Raw genomic sequence first — 12,864 nt, 5'->3', positions numbered from 1 at the left:
CGGCGCACAGACCGCCTACATCGAGCCGGGGTCCCCCTGGGAGAACGGTTACTGTGAGAGCTTCAACTCCAAGCTCCGCGACGAACTGCTGAACGGGGAGATATTCTACAGCCTCCCTGAGGCGAAGATTATCATCGAGAGCTGGCGCCGCCACTACAACACCAAGCGCCCGCACTCATCACTGGGGTATCGCCCGCCAGCTCCCGAGGCCATCCAGTGGCCGGCTTCGCCATCCGGAGCCGCTTCGCCGGCCACCCCAGCTGTAGCGACAAGACACGTAATGCACTAAGATTGAAACCGGACCACCCGATAGGGGCAGGCCACTTGATACACTGAATTTCAGAGCCATAGCAGCACGGTTGCAGCCAAGGCGATAGCGGAGAGGTATGTCCCCGGGCACCTGTAGTAACGCGTGGCCAACCGCCTTCAGACTCTCAGACAACCGAACAATAACTCGATGCGATGGTGCGCTGCTCCCCAATCTCGGACCGCCGGGTGCAAGCCGTGCAAGGCGCTTTCAGATAAGTCGCGTCGAACATGATCGTCTTGGGGTTCATTCCTTCGGCGGCCAAGCCCACCATGATCCGGGCGAAGACCCCGATGTCGCTCCAACGTTTCCAGCGATTCTAAAGAGTCTTGGCCGGTCCGTATCCAACGGTGCATCGCACCATCTCAGGCCACTGCGATCGATGAGAATAAAGCCGCTCAGGAGACGTAGAACATCGACACTTTCTCGACCACGGCTCTTGGGGAAGAAAGGGCGAAGGCGCGACATCTGTGCCTCGCCCAGCCATAATAAGTTGCTCATTCATCAGGTCGCCTTGCAAAGCCTGATTCATGCCAACCCACTGAAATCAATGGATCCGAAACCTAGATATAGGCGTCGCTTCTTATGGCCAAGTCTATGATTTTATACCCGGCACCCTGGGCGGCATAGTTGAGAACTGGAATAGCATTTTCGTCGTATTGGTTCAAATGATCTGCATCCATCCGTGGCTTTATCGACCAGAAGCAGGATTGGCATTCCATCACCGTGATGTACTTGGTTTCCACTTTTTTCAGAATGCTCTGGGTATCGTCCCCCCTGACCGCTATTTCCTTGGAACGCTTGGAGGGAACGGCAAGCATCCTTTTCGTGGCGTTCGGCAGTTGGGTGGCTTCAGCCAACGACAGTTAATACCAGGTGCTTGCCAGTCCCAGTTCAGATCAAGCGCACCGCGCTTGGGCGATGCGCGGAACTGCGCACACAGCGCAACGAAATCATGCGCCGCTGCCTGACAGGGTATCTGCCCTTCGGGGAGGAACTGATGGTTGAGCCTGTATCCGATGGACAGCGTCGGCGTCGCGCAGGGGCGCGCGGCCACCCCGCCCCCCCCAGGTGATCGAACTGTCGCGCATGATCTCGGTCATGATCTTGGGCCTGATCATCAGCATTGCCGCATTCAGTTCGCGAAGACCGTGAACGTCCTCCTCGATCCCGGACAGACGCTCGACTTCCTGGGGTTGCTGCTCCAGCGCGACGAAGGGCTTGTGCGCCAGCCTGCGTTCCATCGTCCAGAGCAGTCCATGCAGCAGCTTGGCCGCCTGCAGCTGGGCCAGAACGGCGGAATGCGTGACCATCAGGACGGGTGGACAGTGATGCTGCGAGTTGTTCGTCTGGGTGCGCCACCACATCGCCTCAAACTTGGCCAGCGGGATGCGTCGCCGATCACCCAGATCGGGATCGGTGATCAGCAGAACCTCGTCGCGGTCGGCAAGGCAGATCGCATAGCGGGGCGCCTAGCCTGTTCCAGCGCGGCCAGCCCGCGCGGGCTGAAGATCGCCTTGTGCTTCTTGCGCATCTCGCTGCGGATGGCTTCGGCATCACGTTCGGAATCGGCCTGCATTGTCTCGGCGCGCTTGCGATAGAGAAACCCGAAATTCTCGATGTTCTTGCCTCAAAAGCCCGCTTCGGCCGCGGTCAGGAAGAAATCCCAGTCCTCGAAGCCGGATTTGAACGTGGTGTCGAAGAAGACCCCCGCCTCGAAGACCTTGCGGCGGATCAGGCTGCCCGCCTCGCAGCCGTTCATGGCGGTGTGCATCAGCAGCGAATAGCCCCCGCCGTAATCGCCCGCCCATTGCAGGCCGAACATGTCGATATTGGGATAGATCCAATCCGCGGCAGGATCGTCGCGCAGGGCCTGCAGGGCATTGCCAAGCGCATCGGGGCGCGGCCGGTTGTCGGCATCCAGCATGTAGAGGGCCTCGACCGAGGGCCAGGTCTTCAGGGCATGTCCAGCGAATTGGGCAGCACAAGATCCACCTGACCATCCTCCAAGGGTGCCATGCGCCCCCATTCGGACACCAGATGGGGTTCGAAACTCGGCAGATCGCCCGGCTGACGGGGCCGATCCGAAGGCGGCGCCAGGGCGATGCGGTATTCGATGTGGTTAGCACTGCCGTGGAAGGTCCGGATATCGGCATAGATGTGCCGCGCTCCGGGTAGGGCGTCCCCGGAGAGGATGCCGCCCGCCGCCAAGGGGGCGCTGGCACCCGCGATCCAGCGCCAGATCTGCAGGGCCGGCACGTTCGGGCCGCGCCGGTCATCCAGCAGCGGCTGGAACCGTTCTCCGGGATGCTGGAACGAGCTGGCGATGCGGACCGAACCGGTCCCCTGATAGGCGACGCGCAGCAGCACCGTCACCGCATCCGACCGCAACCACCCCTGCGACAGCTTTCTGGCCGGAACTTCCCAGATGGCCAGCGTCTGGCCGCTGTCCGGGCTTGACAGGCTGACATGCAGAACCCCGTCGACAGATGCCGTTTCATTGGCGACACAAATCGGGACGTCGCTGAGACCGATGCTGGTCGCGGGCAGCCGCTGGACCAGCTGCATGCCGCCGTTCAGCACGATCGGAGGCTGAGCGGCCACGGGCGACAGCGTGACATCCAAAAGCCGCTTCTGCGACACGTTGCGATAAAGGAAGGCCTCGAGGTCGCGGAAACCCGCCTGGGTTTCTTCGTGCTGACGACAAAGGATACCCAGTTCGCGCATGAAACGTGCCGAACACACGGCAAGGGGCCGCGTTCGGCGGTCATCCCGGTAACCAGCCGCTCAAGGATCGAAACCCGCAGCGTGGCGCCATCCGCTGATACGGGCGCCGGCAATTCGGGGGCCGGGGCGCCAGGCGACCGATGGCCCGGATGACCACGGTTTCAAAGCTGAGCATCCCTCCCTGTTCGACCTGAAACACGACCTCTTCGGCCAAGAACCTGCTTGAGATCAACGCGACCGGCAGGTTCGGTGCCCGCACCTCGGCCAACTCGGACGACGAAACCACAAGACTTGCGGCTGCGGCGGCATCCCCTGCCAGCCTGAGTGACCTGGACACGGGGCTTTCGGATGGCACGAGTTGGTCGGTGATAGTTGTACCATCAATTGTGCAATGCTCGGCGCGCAGACGCGATACTTGTGCAAGGGAGGCAATGCCTTTACCCATGATGCGACCGATATCTGCCGACACGCGCAAACTTAGCCATCTCTGCAGATTTCGTGTACATCACTTTTGCACGATGGGCATGAACTTTGCAGCCTGTGGCAACCAACCATGCCGAATGGCGCGCACCGATATGCCGATGATCCTCGCAGCAACAAGGCCGGTCCCGCCCGCGATGCTTATTCCGCATGGCGCCCGGGAAACGGGCTAGCGCGCGTTCTGCAAGGTGGCCGAGGGCAATTCCCCGAAAAGCGCGCGGTAATCCTGCGAAAAGCGACCGAAATGCCAAAAACCAGCCTTGGTGGCCGCCTGCGTGACCGTCGCGCCCTCCAGGATGCTGGTGCGGGCGGTGTTCAGGCGCAAGGCACGGATATAGTCGGCGGGGCTCATGCCGATCTGCCTGCGCAGAGTGTATTGCAGGGTGCGGCGGCTGACGCCCAGCAATTCACAGGCTTCGTAGATGGTGGGGGGCTGGTCGCGGGTGGGATCGGCGGCGATGCGGCGCAGGTCGTCGATCAGTTCGGTCCCCCGCGGCGCCTGCGTCGACGGGGCGGCATGGAACAGCGCCTCGGCCAAAAGGGGCGTGATGTCGTCCAGCTCGGCCAGACCCGACATCAGGTCGCGCATCACCCGGCCCAGACGGTGAAACAGCGGCGGCGGCAGTTCCAGCAAATGGGCGCGCTTCAGGCGGTCGGCCAGAAGGTTGCCTTCGGCGGCGTCCAGATGGGCCGGCAGCTGAGTCCGCGGGATCACGATGCCCATGATGTCCAGATCCGAGGGCGTGTGGAACTGAAACCCCTCGCGGCCCGAAAAGACGTGCAGCTGGTGGCCGCCGCAGGGCGATCCGCAGAACCGCGCCGGACCCCTGATAGCCACGGGAATGCCCACCGCCAGGACGTCATGGCCCACCATGCCCGATTGCAGCAGACTGCGGCTGGTCACTTCGCGGAACAGATAGGCGCCAGGCAGATGCGCCTCGGACAGCATGCCCGAAAAGCCGCCGCGCGACAGCTGGGCATAGCGCTGGTTCCAGCCGGCCAGCAGAGTGGATTGTTCCTCGACCGTGGTCGCATGGCGCAGACGCGCAGAGGGATGGTCCAGATGCATCGCGTGATCCTGCCATAACCGTTGCGGACAGCTGCGCCCTGCCCCCCGCGCACCGCAAGGACGGGGCGGGCCCGGTCGCAACAGCCACCGACCAGCTGCCCGCAAAACGGGCAGACCGCCCGATCCTGCCCGCCCCGATTGCGGCTGCAAACCCATCCGAACGTCGCTGTTGCCGAAATCGGATAGCGGCGGGGGGGCGATTCGCGTCAGCCCTTGGGGACGACATCGCAGAACATGACGCCAAAGGCGCAGTTCCTGACAGGAAGGGAAAACGGCAATGACGCAGATACAGGGGTCAGGCCAGCCGCAGCTGGCCAAGACGCTTTCGACCGTGCAGCTTTGGGGGATCGCCGTCGGGCTGGTGATCTCGGGGGAATATTTCGGGTGGAGCTATGGCTGGGGGTCGGCCGGCACGCTTGGCTTCATCATCACCGCGCTGTTCGTGGCGATGATGTACACCACCTTCATCTTCAGCTTCACCGAACTGACCAGCGCCATCCCCCATGCGGGTGGGCCCTTCGCCTATGCCCGCGCGGGCCTGGGCGAGACCGGCGCCTATTTTGCCGGCATGGCGACGCTGATCGAATTCGTCTTTGCGCCCCCCGCCATCGCGCTGGCGATCGGCGCCTATCTGAACATCCAGTTTCCAGGGCTTGACCCCAAGGTCGCCGCCGTGGGCGCCTATGTCGTCTTCATGGCGCTGAACATCGTCGGCGTCGCCTTTGCGGCCACGTTCGAGCTGGTCGTCACCCTGATCGCCATCTTTGAACTGCTGGTCTTCATGGGCGTCGTGGCGCCGGGATTCCGGATGGCGAACCTGACGGCGGGCGGCTGGTCCGGTCAGGACGCCTTCACCTGGGGCGCGATCCCCGGCATGTTCGCGGCCATCCCCTTCGCCATCTGGTTCTTTCTTGCCATCGAAGGCGTCGCCATGGCCGCAGAAGAGGCCAAGGACCCCAGACGGTCCATCCCGCGCGCCTATATCGCGGGTATCCTGACGCTGGTCGCACTGGTCATGGGCGTGATGGTCTTTGCGGGCGGCGCGGGCGACTGGACGCAGCTGGCCAACATCAACGACCCGCTGCCGCAGGCCATGCGCTATATCGTGGGCGACAGCAGCGGCTGGCTGCACATGCTGGTCTGGCTGGGGCTGTTCGGGCTGGTGGCGTCGTTCCACGGCATCATCCTGGGCTATTCGCGCCAGATCTTCGCCCTTGCGCGGGCCGGATACCTGCCACCCGCGCTGGCCGCCATCCATCCGCGCTTCAAGACGCCCCACCGGGCGATCCTGGCGGGCGGCGTCGTGGGCATCATCGCCATCTTCAGCGACAGCTTCGTCACCATCGGCGGTCAGCCCCTGACGGCGAACATCGTCACCATGGCGGTCTTCGGGGCGATCGTGATGTATATCCTCAGCATGGCCAGCCTGTTCCGGCTGCGCCGCACCCGGCCCGACATGCCACGCAGCTATGTCACGCCCTTCTATCCGGTCTTTCCGGCCTTCGCGATGGGCGCGGCCATCATCTGCCTGATCGCCATGACCTATTACAACTTCACGGTTGCGGTCATCTTCGTGGCGATCATGCTGCTGGGATACCTGTATTTCCGCATGACGCGCGGCCAGCGCGACGCCGCCGCCATGCCGCAGGTCAGCTGACTTGACGGGTCGGGGCGGTCATCGCCCCGAACCATCCGCAGGACCAAAGGGGGACAGGATGCCAACCTATGCACATTCCATCGGCGGCCAGACCTGGCGCTTTGACACATTGGCCCAGCTGATGGCCAAGGCCACGCCCGAGCGGTCGGGCGATCATCTGGCGGGCATCGCCGCCATCGACGCCGAGGAACGCGCCGCAGCCCAGTTGGCGCTGGCCGACCTGCCCCTGGCGGCGTTTCTGCACGACGCCGTCATCCCCTATGAGCAGGACGAGGTCACCCGCCTGATCATCGATACCCATGATGCGCGCGCCTTTGCGCCCGTGGCCCACCTGACCGTCGGCGGGTTTCGCGACTGGCTGTTGTCGGATGCCACCGACGGCGCGGCGCTGGCGGCATTGGCCCCCGGCCTGACACCGGAAATGGTCGCCGCCACCAGCAAGATCTGCCGCAACCAGGACCTGATCCTGATTGCACGCAAGGTCCGCGTGACGACGCGCTTCCGCAACACGCTTGGGCTGCCGGGGCGGCTGTCGACGCGGTTGCAACCCAACCATCCGACGGATGATCCGGCGGGGATCGCGGCGTCGATCCTGGACGGGCTGATGTTCGGCAATGGCGATGCGGTCATCGGCATCAACCCGGCCTCCGATTCCCTGCCCGCCGCCACCCGCCTGCTGCACATGCTGGACGAGGTGATCGCAAGGTACGACATCCCCACGCAATCCTGCGTCCTGACCCATGTGACGAACGCGATCGAGATGATCCGCCGCGACGTCCCCGTCGACATCGTCTTCCAGTCGGTCGCAGGCACGCAGGCCGCCAACAGCAGTTTCGGCATCGACCTGGCCCTGCTGGCCGAGGGTCGATCAGCCGCGCTGTCCCAAGGGCGCGGCACCCTGGGCGACAACGTGATGTATCTGGAGACCGGCCAGGGATCGGCCCTGTCGGCCAATGCCCATCACGGCGTCGATCAGCAGACGCTGGAGGCCCGCGCCTATGCCGTGGCCCGCACCTGCAAGCCCTTGCTGGTCAACAGCGTCGTGGGCTTCATCGGGCCGGAATACCTCTATGACGGGCGCCAGATCATCCGCGCGGGGCTGGAGGACCATTTCTGCGGCAAGCTGCTGGGCCTGCCGATGGGCTGCGACATCTGCTATACCAACCACGCCGAGGCAGATCAGGACGACATGGACAATCTGCTGACGCTGCTGGGGGTCGCGGGGATCACCTTCATCATGGGCATTCCGGGGTCCGACGACGTGATGTTGAATTATCAGACGACCTCGTTTCACGACGCGCTTTACGCCCGCAAGGTGCTGGACCTGCGCCCCGCCCCCGAATTCGAGGCGTGGCTGCAGCAGCATGGCATCTTCGACGCGCGGGGCCGCATGGCCGACCAACTGCCGCCCATGTTCCGCCAAGCGATCACGGGTGCCGCATGACCCGGTCGGACGTGACACCGACGCCCTGGACGGCACTGCGCGGGCTGACGCCCGCCCGGATCGCGCTTGGCCGCGCCGGCAGCAGCCTGCCCACCGCGCCGCATCTGGAATTTCAACTGGCCCATGCGCGCGCCCGCAAGGCGGTGCATCTGGGGCTGGACCTGCCCGCGCTGCAGGGCGAACTGGCGGATCTGGACCTGCCTGTGCAGGTTGTGGCCAGCGCCGCGACGGACCGCGCCATGTATCTGCAACGCCCCGATCTGGGGCGGCAGCTGGACCCGACCTCGCGCGCGGCGATCGCGGGCGCCGACGGGGGGTGCGATCTGGCCATCGTCGTGGCCGACGGCCTGTCGGCGCTGGCGATCCAGTCGAATGCCGCGCCCTTCCTGTCGCTGGTCGTGCCGATGCTGCGTCGGATGGAACTGTCGCTTGGTCCGCTGGTCATCGCCACGCAGGCGCGGGTCGCCATCGGGGATGAAATCGGCGCGGCGCTTGGGGCGCGGATGGTGCTGGTGCTGATCGGGGAACGGCCGGGGCTCAGTTCGCCCGACAGCATGGGGTTGTACCTGACCCACGACCCGAAACCGGGCCGCACCGACGAGGCGCGCAACTGCGTCTCGAATGTCAGGGCGGCGGGGCTGTCCTATCCCGAAGCGGCGCAGAAGCTGATCTTCCTGATCACCCGCGCCCGCCAGCTGGGCCTGACCGGCATCCAGTTGAAGGACGAAGCCGAACCGCTGGCCACCACCGCGCCCCGCCGCAATTTCCTGATCGAATGACGGGACCGGGGCAACGGCGCAGCCGCACCGCAAGTCGCGACCGGGATACAACGACACCGCTTACAACACGAACCGGTCGCGACATCGCGAGTCTGACATGAAGATATGACAGTTTTCTCGATGCGCGCCCGTGGATGACGAAAAATCCCGCCCGGAGACGCCTGCCGCCGGACTAGATCCATTGCTCTGAACACGAAAAACCGCGCAAGCCGATCGGCTGCCCGCTATGGTCGTCCTGTTTCTTCAAGCAGGGATAAAGTGGCAGCCCGTAGGGGTCTGTTCTATCCGTATGCTTTCAATGCACTAGAGTGAAAACCGCCCTGCCCTGCCCCCTAGCGATTTCAATGGGTTGTAGTGCTTCGTGTAAACCAACTGCACCCTAATCAGAGCGCCTAAAGGACGATGCGTGACCTAGTTTTGAAAGCAAATCAGGCAGTACGCCTTATTTCAATGGTGATGGTGAACTGCATGGATTGGTGCTGCGCCCGGAAGATCACTTGCAGCGTCGATGTGCGTCCGCCGGCTAGGACGCCATGTACTCAGTCATCGTCTGTCTAGGCCGCAGGCCGGAAACCTGCCATTTACGTAAACTTGCCGATCCGCTTAAGGTTGCTCACAGCAGCAGCTCGACTTCCACCGAGCGGGCTGTTCCCACACAGCAAGCGAAAGAGGAAATCTGAGCCCAAGTCCAGAGAACACTTTTGACTGTTATGTGGTCTTTATGGGAGCACAATTAATAAGCCATACTCTTTTGAGGTGAATCAGAAGAAGCGAGCTGGCAGTGCTCTGCAATTTTTCGAACCGTCATTAGCCCCCAATGATCGTTACCATGAACACCATCATCCGGCTGCCCATAGAATTCTTCTCGCAATAGAAGGTCTTCATTTCCAAAATCGCCTCGCAGATCTAAAATATCAATGTTCCGTTCGCGCAACATTCTAGCAGCCGTATCGTCATATGAAATCCAAATGGCCCTACTGATATGTTCAAAACGTGTGGGACCGAACACTGCTGTAACTCTTGGAGAACTTGCCTTCATCGTCTCATATTGAGATACAAACTGTTGAAAATACTCTTCCGCTGCAAGTCTCATAATTTTTTTGGAAAGCAACGAAGGATCTTCGCCGTTGGCTTTAGCTGCGGTTACGATACCCAAGACAAAGTTGCGTGCCGTCATTCCAATGTTTGAGTATATCGGAAGACCCGTCTCAAAGGCTGCACTAAGCTTCTGCCTTATCGAATTTGCCTTTTGCAAACGATGTGATATTGTCTCTGGCTTTACTCGATCCGGATCTAGTCTTGATGCGGCAATCTCAAATACGACCCCCCCATTTTCACTTTTCCTCATTGTTGCGCCACCAAAGGTGGCGCTAGCGGCCGTTACAGGATATTTGAATTTAATTCCATGAGCTGCTGCTGCTGATTGCATGATCATCCCGTGGGAATCGCCAACAAAAATGGCATCAATCTCTGTTGTCATTGAAGCGCTCCAGTTCGATTTCTTCACAGACGATCTCATCTGCTTTCTGTGTTTCTTCGACGCTGGTCGCGATCGCGTCAACTCCGTCCGATCCTCTGGACGTTGGCGATCTATGAACTAACCCCAAACCAGCCAGAAAATGTTCCATTACGAAATCTACGCCATCTGGACGAACACTTCGGCGATCATCTTCGAACATTTGCCTATCCAGCCCAGGATGAGTCACAATTTCGAATGATGGAAAATAATCTACATCCTGATAGTTGCTGCTGAAATCGCCGGCGGCGCTTCTGAGCGTAGATTTGGAATGTGTCGTTGCGGTGAGAACATGTTTGCCCTCCTCTGCCGTCGCCACCAATGGAACCGGAGAAACGGTCAGTAGAAGTTTAATCTCGGGATTGATCGCACGAAGGCTCTTTCGGATTTCCTCCAAATCTTCCAACACTTCAGGGTATTTAGAATTCCGAAAGCGATGCAAAGCTGGATCGAACTCTCCTGCGACTGTGCCGGGACACGAAGCATAAACCAATCCTGTTTCAATATTCTCCCAGTACTCAGTGAGCCCCAAAGTGAAAATAAAGACTGATGCCTCTTCAATCGCGCGATGAAAAGCAGCAATTGTGGATTTTCGAGCGGCGGCCATGTCTTCTGCATCTTCGAAGCCGCCTGGTTCGATTTGCGGTCGTACCGGATCGAACACTGCATCTTGGCTCTCCCAAAACTCTGTATCCTGAGTTTCGGGGTCTCGGACCCAAGACAGCCACTGGCGGAGCATTTTTGTTGTGTAGATGTTCCCCGTCCGAACCGAGAAGATGCTGTAGCCAAAGTCGCGGGCAGCCTGTTCGCTCAGTCCAAAGGTCGGTCTTTCCGCCTGCACCCATTTGAAGCCAGCTTGCACCAATGCACTACTGATATGCTGTGCAAAGCAGGAGCCGACCGTCGCGACCGGATGATCCTTGGTCAGCTGAAAGCTTGGCTGCCAAAGGTCGTCCACCATGCCTTTCATTTTCGCTGATTTGGCAACAGAAGTGCTCCAAAATGCTCGACGCGGAAGCTTTCTGTAAGGATTGGTCGCTTTCATTGGATTATCCTGCACCTATTGCCGTTGATCGATCACCCTCTTATTAAGTCTGACATCAAGGCAGTGCACAACGCAAGCGTGAGTACAGTCGGAGATCTCCCCCCAGAGTTGATGCTCTTGAAGTTGTCCGGCACCTGCATGATCTAAGGCTTTGAACAGAATTTCGATCCCCCGTGAACCGCAAGGATCGACCTTCATTGGGGCCATCAGTCTTTTCGGGAGGACTTTGCTCCGTGTTTTAGCTCGCGCATAAATTCGTCTGCATCTCGCTTCCCAACGCACGCTGGACAAATCCAATGATCGTTTTGAGCGTCACCGACGAACCGGCTCAGGTCCAGTTCGCGATCAGACAGAAGCGCGTTACAAACATCGCACCGGGCGTCGGACATGAGCAAAACCTTCATCCTTTTCAGTGAAGCATCTTCGCGTTCTAGTGGAACTGCAAGTGAAGGATGACCCTTCCATATGGATCGATTGTCTGGGCTCGTGAGCATTCACTCTTCGCATTAACGAGCGGTCTCGATCCAATCCTTCAATGACATCGACGTTGGGGCATTCGGACGTAGCGGATAGCTTTGATGGTGTTGTCCTTGGCATCCAGTGCAAATCGTGTCGGCATCAGGTCTCTATCTTAGTTAGCTTCCGCTGGCACGCTTGCGCCAGTCCCACGGCATGTCGAACCTGCTGCTCCAGACACCCCGCCTTGCGTCTTTCGCGGCCTGCTCCTCGGCGTCGTAGATGGCCCCGCCATACTGCCGGTAGGCCACGGCCCAGCCCTCCGCTACCATCCAGGCATTCAGGTTCCGGTTTCCATTCCAGCACTCTGCAACCACCCGGCCATAGCGGTCGGTGTCGCGTTGCTCGCAGCGAACCTCCCGCCGATCGACCACTTTCACCAGCGCATCGGTCGATGCCTCCCCGCAAGCCCAGTCCGACCGATCTCGTCGACAGGTTTGCCGCCCCTCGGGGGCATCGATACCGAACATCCGGATCCGCGTGCCATTGATGTCCAACGTATCGCCGTCGATGACATGGGCCACACCCCCTACCCGGTCGCGAGCTTGCTGAGTCTGAAGGATTTCCCGAAGCTGATCCTCCAAGGCGTCGCGGATCTGGGGACTTCTATCCCCGATCACCAGGATCGCGGCTATAATGGCCAAAGCTTTCAGGAGCTTTAGCAAGCCACTCCGGCGACGTGTCTTATGTCTTGAACTCATGGCCGGCGGTGTGCCGCTAAACGTAAGCACCCGCAAGGCGTTACCGGCCCTGAGCGGACCTTCGTGCAAAGCTCTGCGGATGGCCGGTGTCAGAACACACTGACCAATGCTATAGTTTGGCCACGACGGGCCTACTCTTGAGGGAAAGAAATTGAATGAAGACGCCAGATGGGCATTCATCAACGCACTTGATAACGAACTTCTGAAGGATAGCGCTACCATGTCGGAATGGTGTGCCTTCATCGTCCGCGATTGCGATTACGCCTTCGTCGGTGGTGCAAACCTCGCAACCGTAGTAACCGCTACCGCCGCAATCGAAACGTATCTTCGCGCCGAGTATGCTACAGGGAATCGTATTCGCCTTGTTGATCTGATTGATCTCGCGCCTATCCAACAAGAACTTCGAGACGACATCCATAAGTTGCGAAAATATCGCAATACGTGGGTCCATGTGGCCACGCCAGAAGACGATGAAGAAATTCTAATGAATCTAAAGGCCTATGAAGAGCAACTAGAGGAGTGGGCCAAGTTGGCGCAACGCACACTTCGCCGGACCATCTATGAAAATCAGTGGGTCTAAAGCGGCTGTCTGCGCAAGCCTCTGATGAACCGCGCCGGGTTTT

The 12,864-nt window shown here is 60.3% G+C and carries 14 protein-coding genes and 1 pseudogene; 6 read left to right on the top strand and 9 right to left on the bottom strand.

Features of this window, described 5'->3' with window-relative positions; translation table 11 throughout:
• Nucleotides 1-289: integrase core domain-containing protein (locus IE00_RS13845; protein WP_139291451.1), on the top strand; the 289-nt coding region annotated here is incomplete at its 5' end.
• Nucleotides 290-476: 187 nt separating this feature from the next.
• Here the strand turns inward: IE00_RS13845 and IE00_RS13840 are convergent.
• Nucleotides 477-808 (bottom strand): annotated as a pseudogene (locus IE00_RS13840) (transposase); the annotation flags it as partial.
• Between the two features lie 62 nt (nt 809-870).
• The gene (locus IE00_RS13835; protein ID WP_139291450.1) at nt 871-1,167 is read right to left on the bottom strand and encodes a hypothetical protein; all 297 of its coding nucleotides are present in this window, start codon (nt 1,165-1,167) and stop codon (nt 871-873) included.
• Nucleotides 1,168-1,311: 144 nt separating this feature from the next.
• Between IE00_RS13835 and IE00_RS19805 the strand changes: the two genes are divergently transcribed.
• The gene (locus IE00_RS19805) at nt 1,312-1,908 is read left to right on the top strand and encodes a hypothetical protein (RefSeq protein ID WP_139291449.1); all 597 of its coding nucleotides are present in this window, start codon (nt 1,312-1,314) and stop codon (nt 1,906-1,908) included.
• Nucleotides 1,909-1,937: 29 nt separating this feature from the next.
• Here IE00_RS19805 and IE00_RS13825 read toward each other — a convergent pair whose 3' ends face one another.
• The 4 genes from IE00_RS13825 to IE00_RS13815 all read right to left on the bottom strand — a co-directional run bounded on the left by IE00_RS13825 (nt 1,938) and on the right by IE00_RS13815 (nt 4,583).
• The gene (locus IE00_RS13825; RefSeq protein ID WP_072297779.1) at nt 1,938-2,234 is read right to left on the bottom strand and encodes a hypothetical protein; all 297 of its coding nucleotides are present in this window, start codon (nt 2,232-2,234) and stop codon (nt 1,938-1,940) included.
• A 29-nt stretch (nt 2,235-2,263) separates the two neighbouring features.
• Nucleotides 2,264-3,052 (bottom strand): DUF6212 domain-containing protein, encoded by a 789-nt coding sequence (locus IE00_RS13820; protein ID WP_256374823.1) that lies wholly within the window; start codon nt 3,050-3,052, stop codon nt 2,264-2,266.
• A gap of 22 nt (nt 3,053-3,074) precedes the next feature.
• The gene (locus IE00_RS19800; protein ID WP_139291448.1) at nt 3,075-3,503 is read right to left on the bottom strand and encodes a hypothetical protein; all 429 of its coding nucleotides are present in this window, start codon (nt 3,501-3,503) and stop codon (nt 3,075-3,077) included.
• Between the two features lie 180 nt (nt 3,504-3,683).
• Nucleotides 3,684-4,583 carry a helix-turn-helix domain-containing protein gene (locus IE00_RS13815; RefSeq protein WP_072297777.1) on the bottom strand — a complete coding sequence of 300 codons (900 nt, stop codon included), beginning with the start codon at nt 4,581-4,583 and terminating at the stop codon, nt 3,684-3,686.
• A 277-nt stretch (nt 4,584-4,860) separates the two neighbouring features.
• On the opposite strand from IE00_RS13815, the gene eat reads away from it, so the two are divergent.
• From eat to eutC, 3 genes are read left to right on the top strand one after another with little or no spacing between them, the layout of a single operon-like run.
• Nucleotides 4,861-6,240 (top strand): ethanolamine permease, encoded by a 1,380-nt coding sequence (gene eat / locus IE00_RS13810; RefSeq protein ID WP_072297776.1) that lies wholly within the window; start codon nt 4,861-4,863, stop codon nt 6,238-6,240.
• Nucleotides 6,241-6,298: 58 nt separating this feature from the next.
• Nucleotides 6,299-7,684 (top strand): ethanolamine ammonia-lyase subunit EutB, encoded by a 1,386-nt coding sequence (locus IE00_RS13805; protein WP_072297775.1) that lies wholly within the window; start codon nt 6,299-6,301, stop codon nt 7,682-7,684.
• Complete coding sequence (gene eutC, locus IE00_RS13800) at nt 7,681-8,463, top strand: ethanolamine ammonia-lyase subunit EutC (protein ID WP_072297774.1); 783 nt, start codon at nt 7,681-7,683, stop codon at nt 8,461-8,463. Before IE00_RS13805 ends, eutC begins: the two co-directional genes overlap by 4 nt.
• Nucleotides 8,464-9,196: 733 nt before the next feature.
• On the opposite strand, the gene IE00_RS19795 is transcribed toward eutC, so the two are convergent.
• From IE00_RS19795 to IE00_RS13790, 3 genes are all read right to left on the bottom strand, one after another.
• The gene (locus IE00_RS19795; RefSeq protein WP_139291447.1) at nt 9,197-9,943 is read right to left on the bottom strand and encodes a hypothetical protein; all 747 of its coding nucleotides are present in this window, start codon (nt 9,941-9,943) and stop codon (nt 9,197-9,199) included.
• Complete coding sequence (locus IE00_RS13795; RefSeq protein WP_072297773.1) at nt 9,927-11,024, bottom strand: GSCFA domain-containing protein; 1,098 nt, start codon at nt 11,022-11,024, stop codon at nt 9,927-9,929. The genes IE00_RS19795 and IE00_RS13795 overlap by 17 nt, the downstream gene beginning before the upstream one ends.
• Before the next feature lie 635 nt (nt 11,025-11,659).
• A complete protein-coding gene (locus tag IE00_RS13790) occupies nt 11,660-12,184 on the bottom strand; it encodes a thermonuclease family protein (protein ID WP_205949680.1) in 525 nt (174 codons plus the stop codon).
• Between the two features lie 208 nt (nt 12,185-12,392).
• Here IE00_RS13790 and IE00_RS13785 point away from each other — a divergent pair, with 208 nt between their 5' ends.
• On the top strand, nt 12,393-12,821 hold the full coding sequence (locus tag IE00_RS13785; protein WP_072297772.1) for a hypothetical protein: 429 nt from the start codon (nt 12,393-12,395) through the stop codon (nt 12,819-12,821).
• The last annotated feature ends 43 nt before the right edge of the window (nt 12,822-12,864 follow it).

It is taken from the genome of Paracoccus sp. SM22M-07, from assembly GCF_001887735.1.
Lineage (GTDB): Bacteria > Pseudomonadota > Alphaproteobacteria > Rhodobacterales > Rhodobacteraceae > Paracoccus.
The sequence above is the reverse complement of the archived record's forward strand: the minus strand, read 5'-3'. Positions and strand labels throughout refer to the sequence as shown.

What these genes read in the sequence shown, in the direction of transcription:
- IE00_RS13825 (WP_072297779.1), bottom strand. Translation starts at nt 2,234, where the DNA reads ATGCTGGATGCCGACAACCGGCCGCGCCCCGATGCGCTTGGCAATGCC.
- IE00_RS13815 (WP_072297777.1), bottom strand. Translation starts at nt 4,583, where the DNA reads ATGCATCTGGACCATCCCTCTGCGCGTCTGCGCCATGCGACCACGGTC.
- eat (WP_072297776.1), top strand. Translation starts at nt 4,861, where the DNA reads ATGACGCAGATACAGGGGTCAGGCCAGCCGCAGCTGGCCAAGACGCTT.
- IE00_RS13805 (WP_072297775.1), top strand. Translation starts at nt 6,299, where the DNA reads ATGCCAACCTATGCACATTCCATCGGCGGCCAGACCTGGCGCTTTGAC.
- eutC (WP_072297774.1), top strand. Translation starts at nt 7,681, where the DNA reads ATGACCCGGTCGGACGTGACACCGACGCCCTGGACGGCACTGCGCGGG.
- IE00_RS19795 (WP_139291447.1), bottom strand. Translation starts at nt 9,943, where the DNA reads ATGACAACAGAGATTGATGCCATTTTTGTTGGCGATTCCCACGGGATG.
- IE00_RS13795 (WP_072297773.1), bottom strand. Translation starts at nt 11,024, where the DNA reads ATGAAAGCGACCAATCCTTACAGAAAGCTTCCGCGTCGAGCATTTTGG.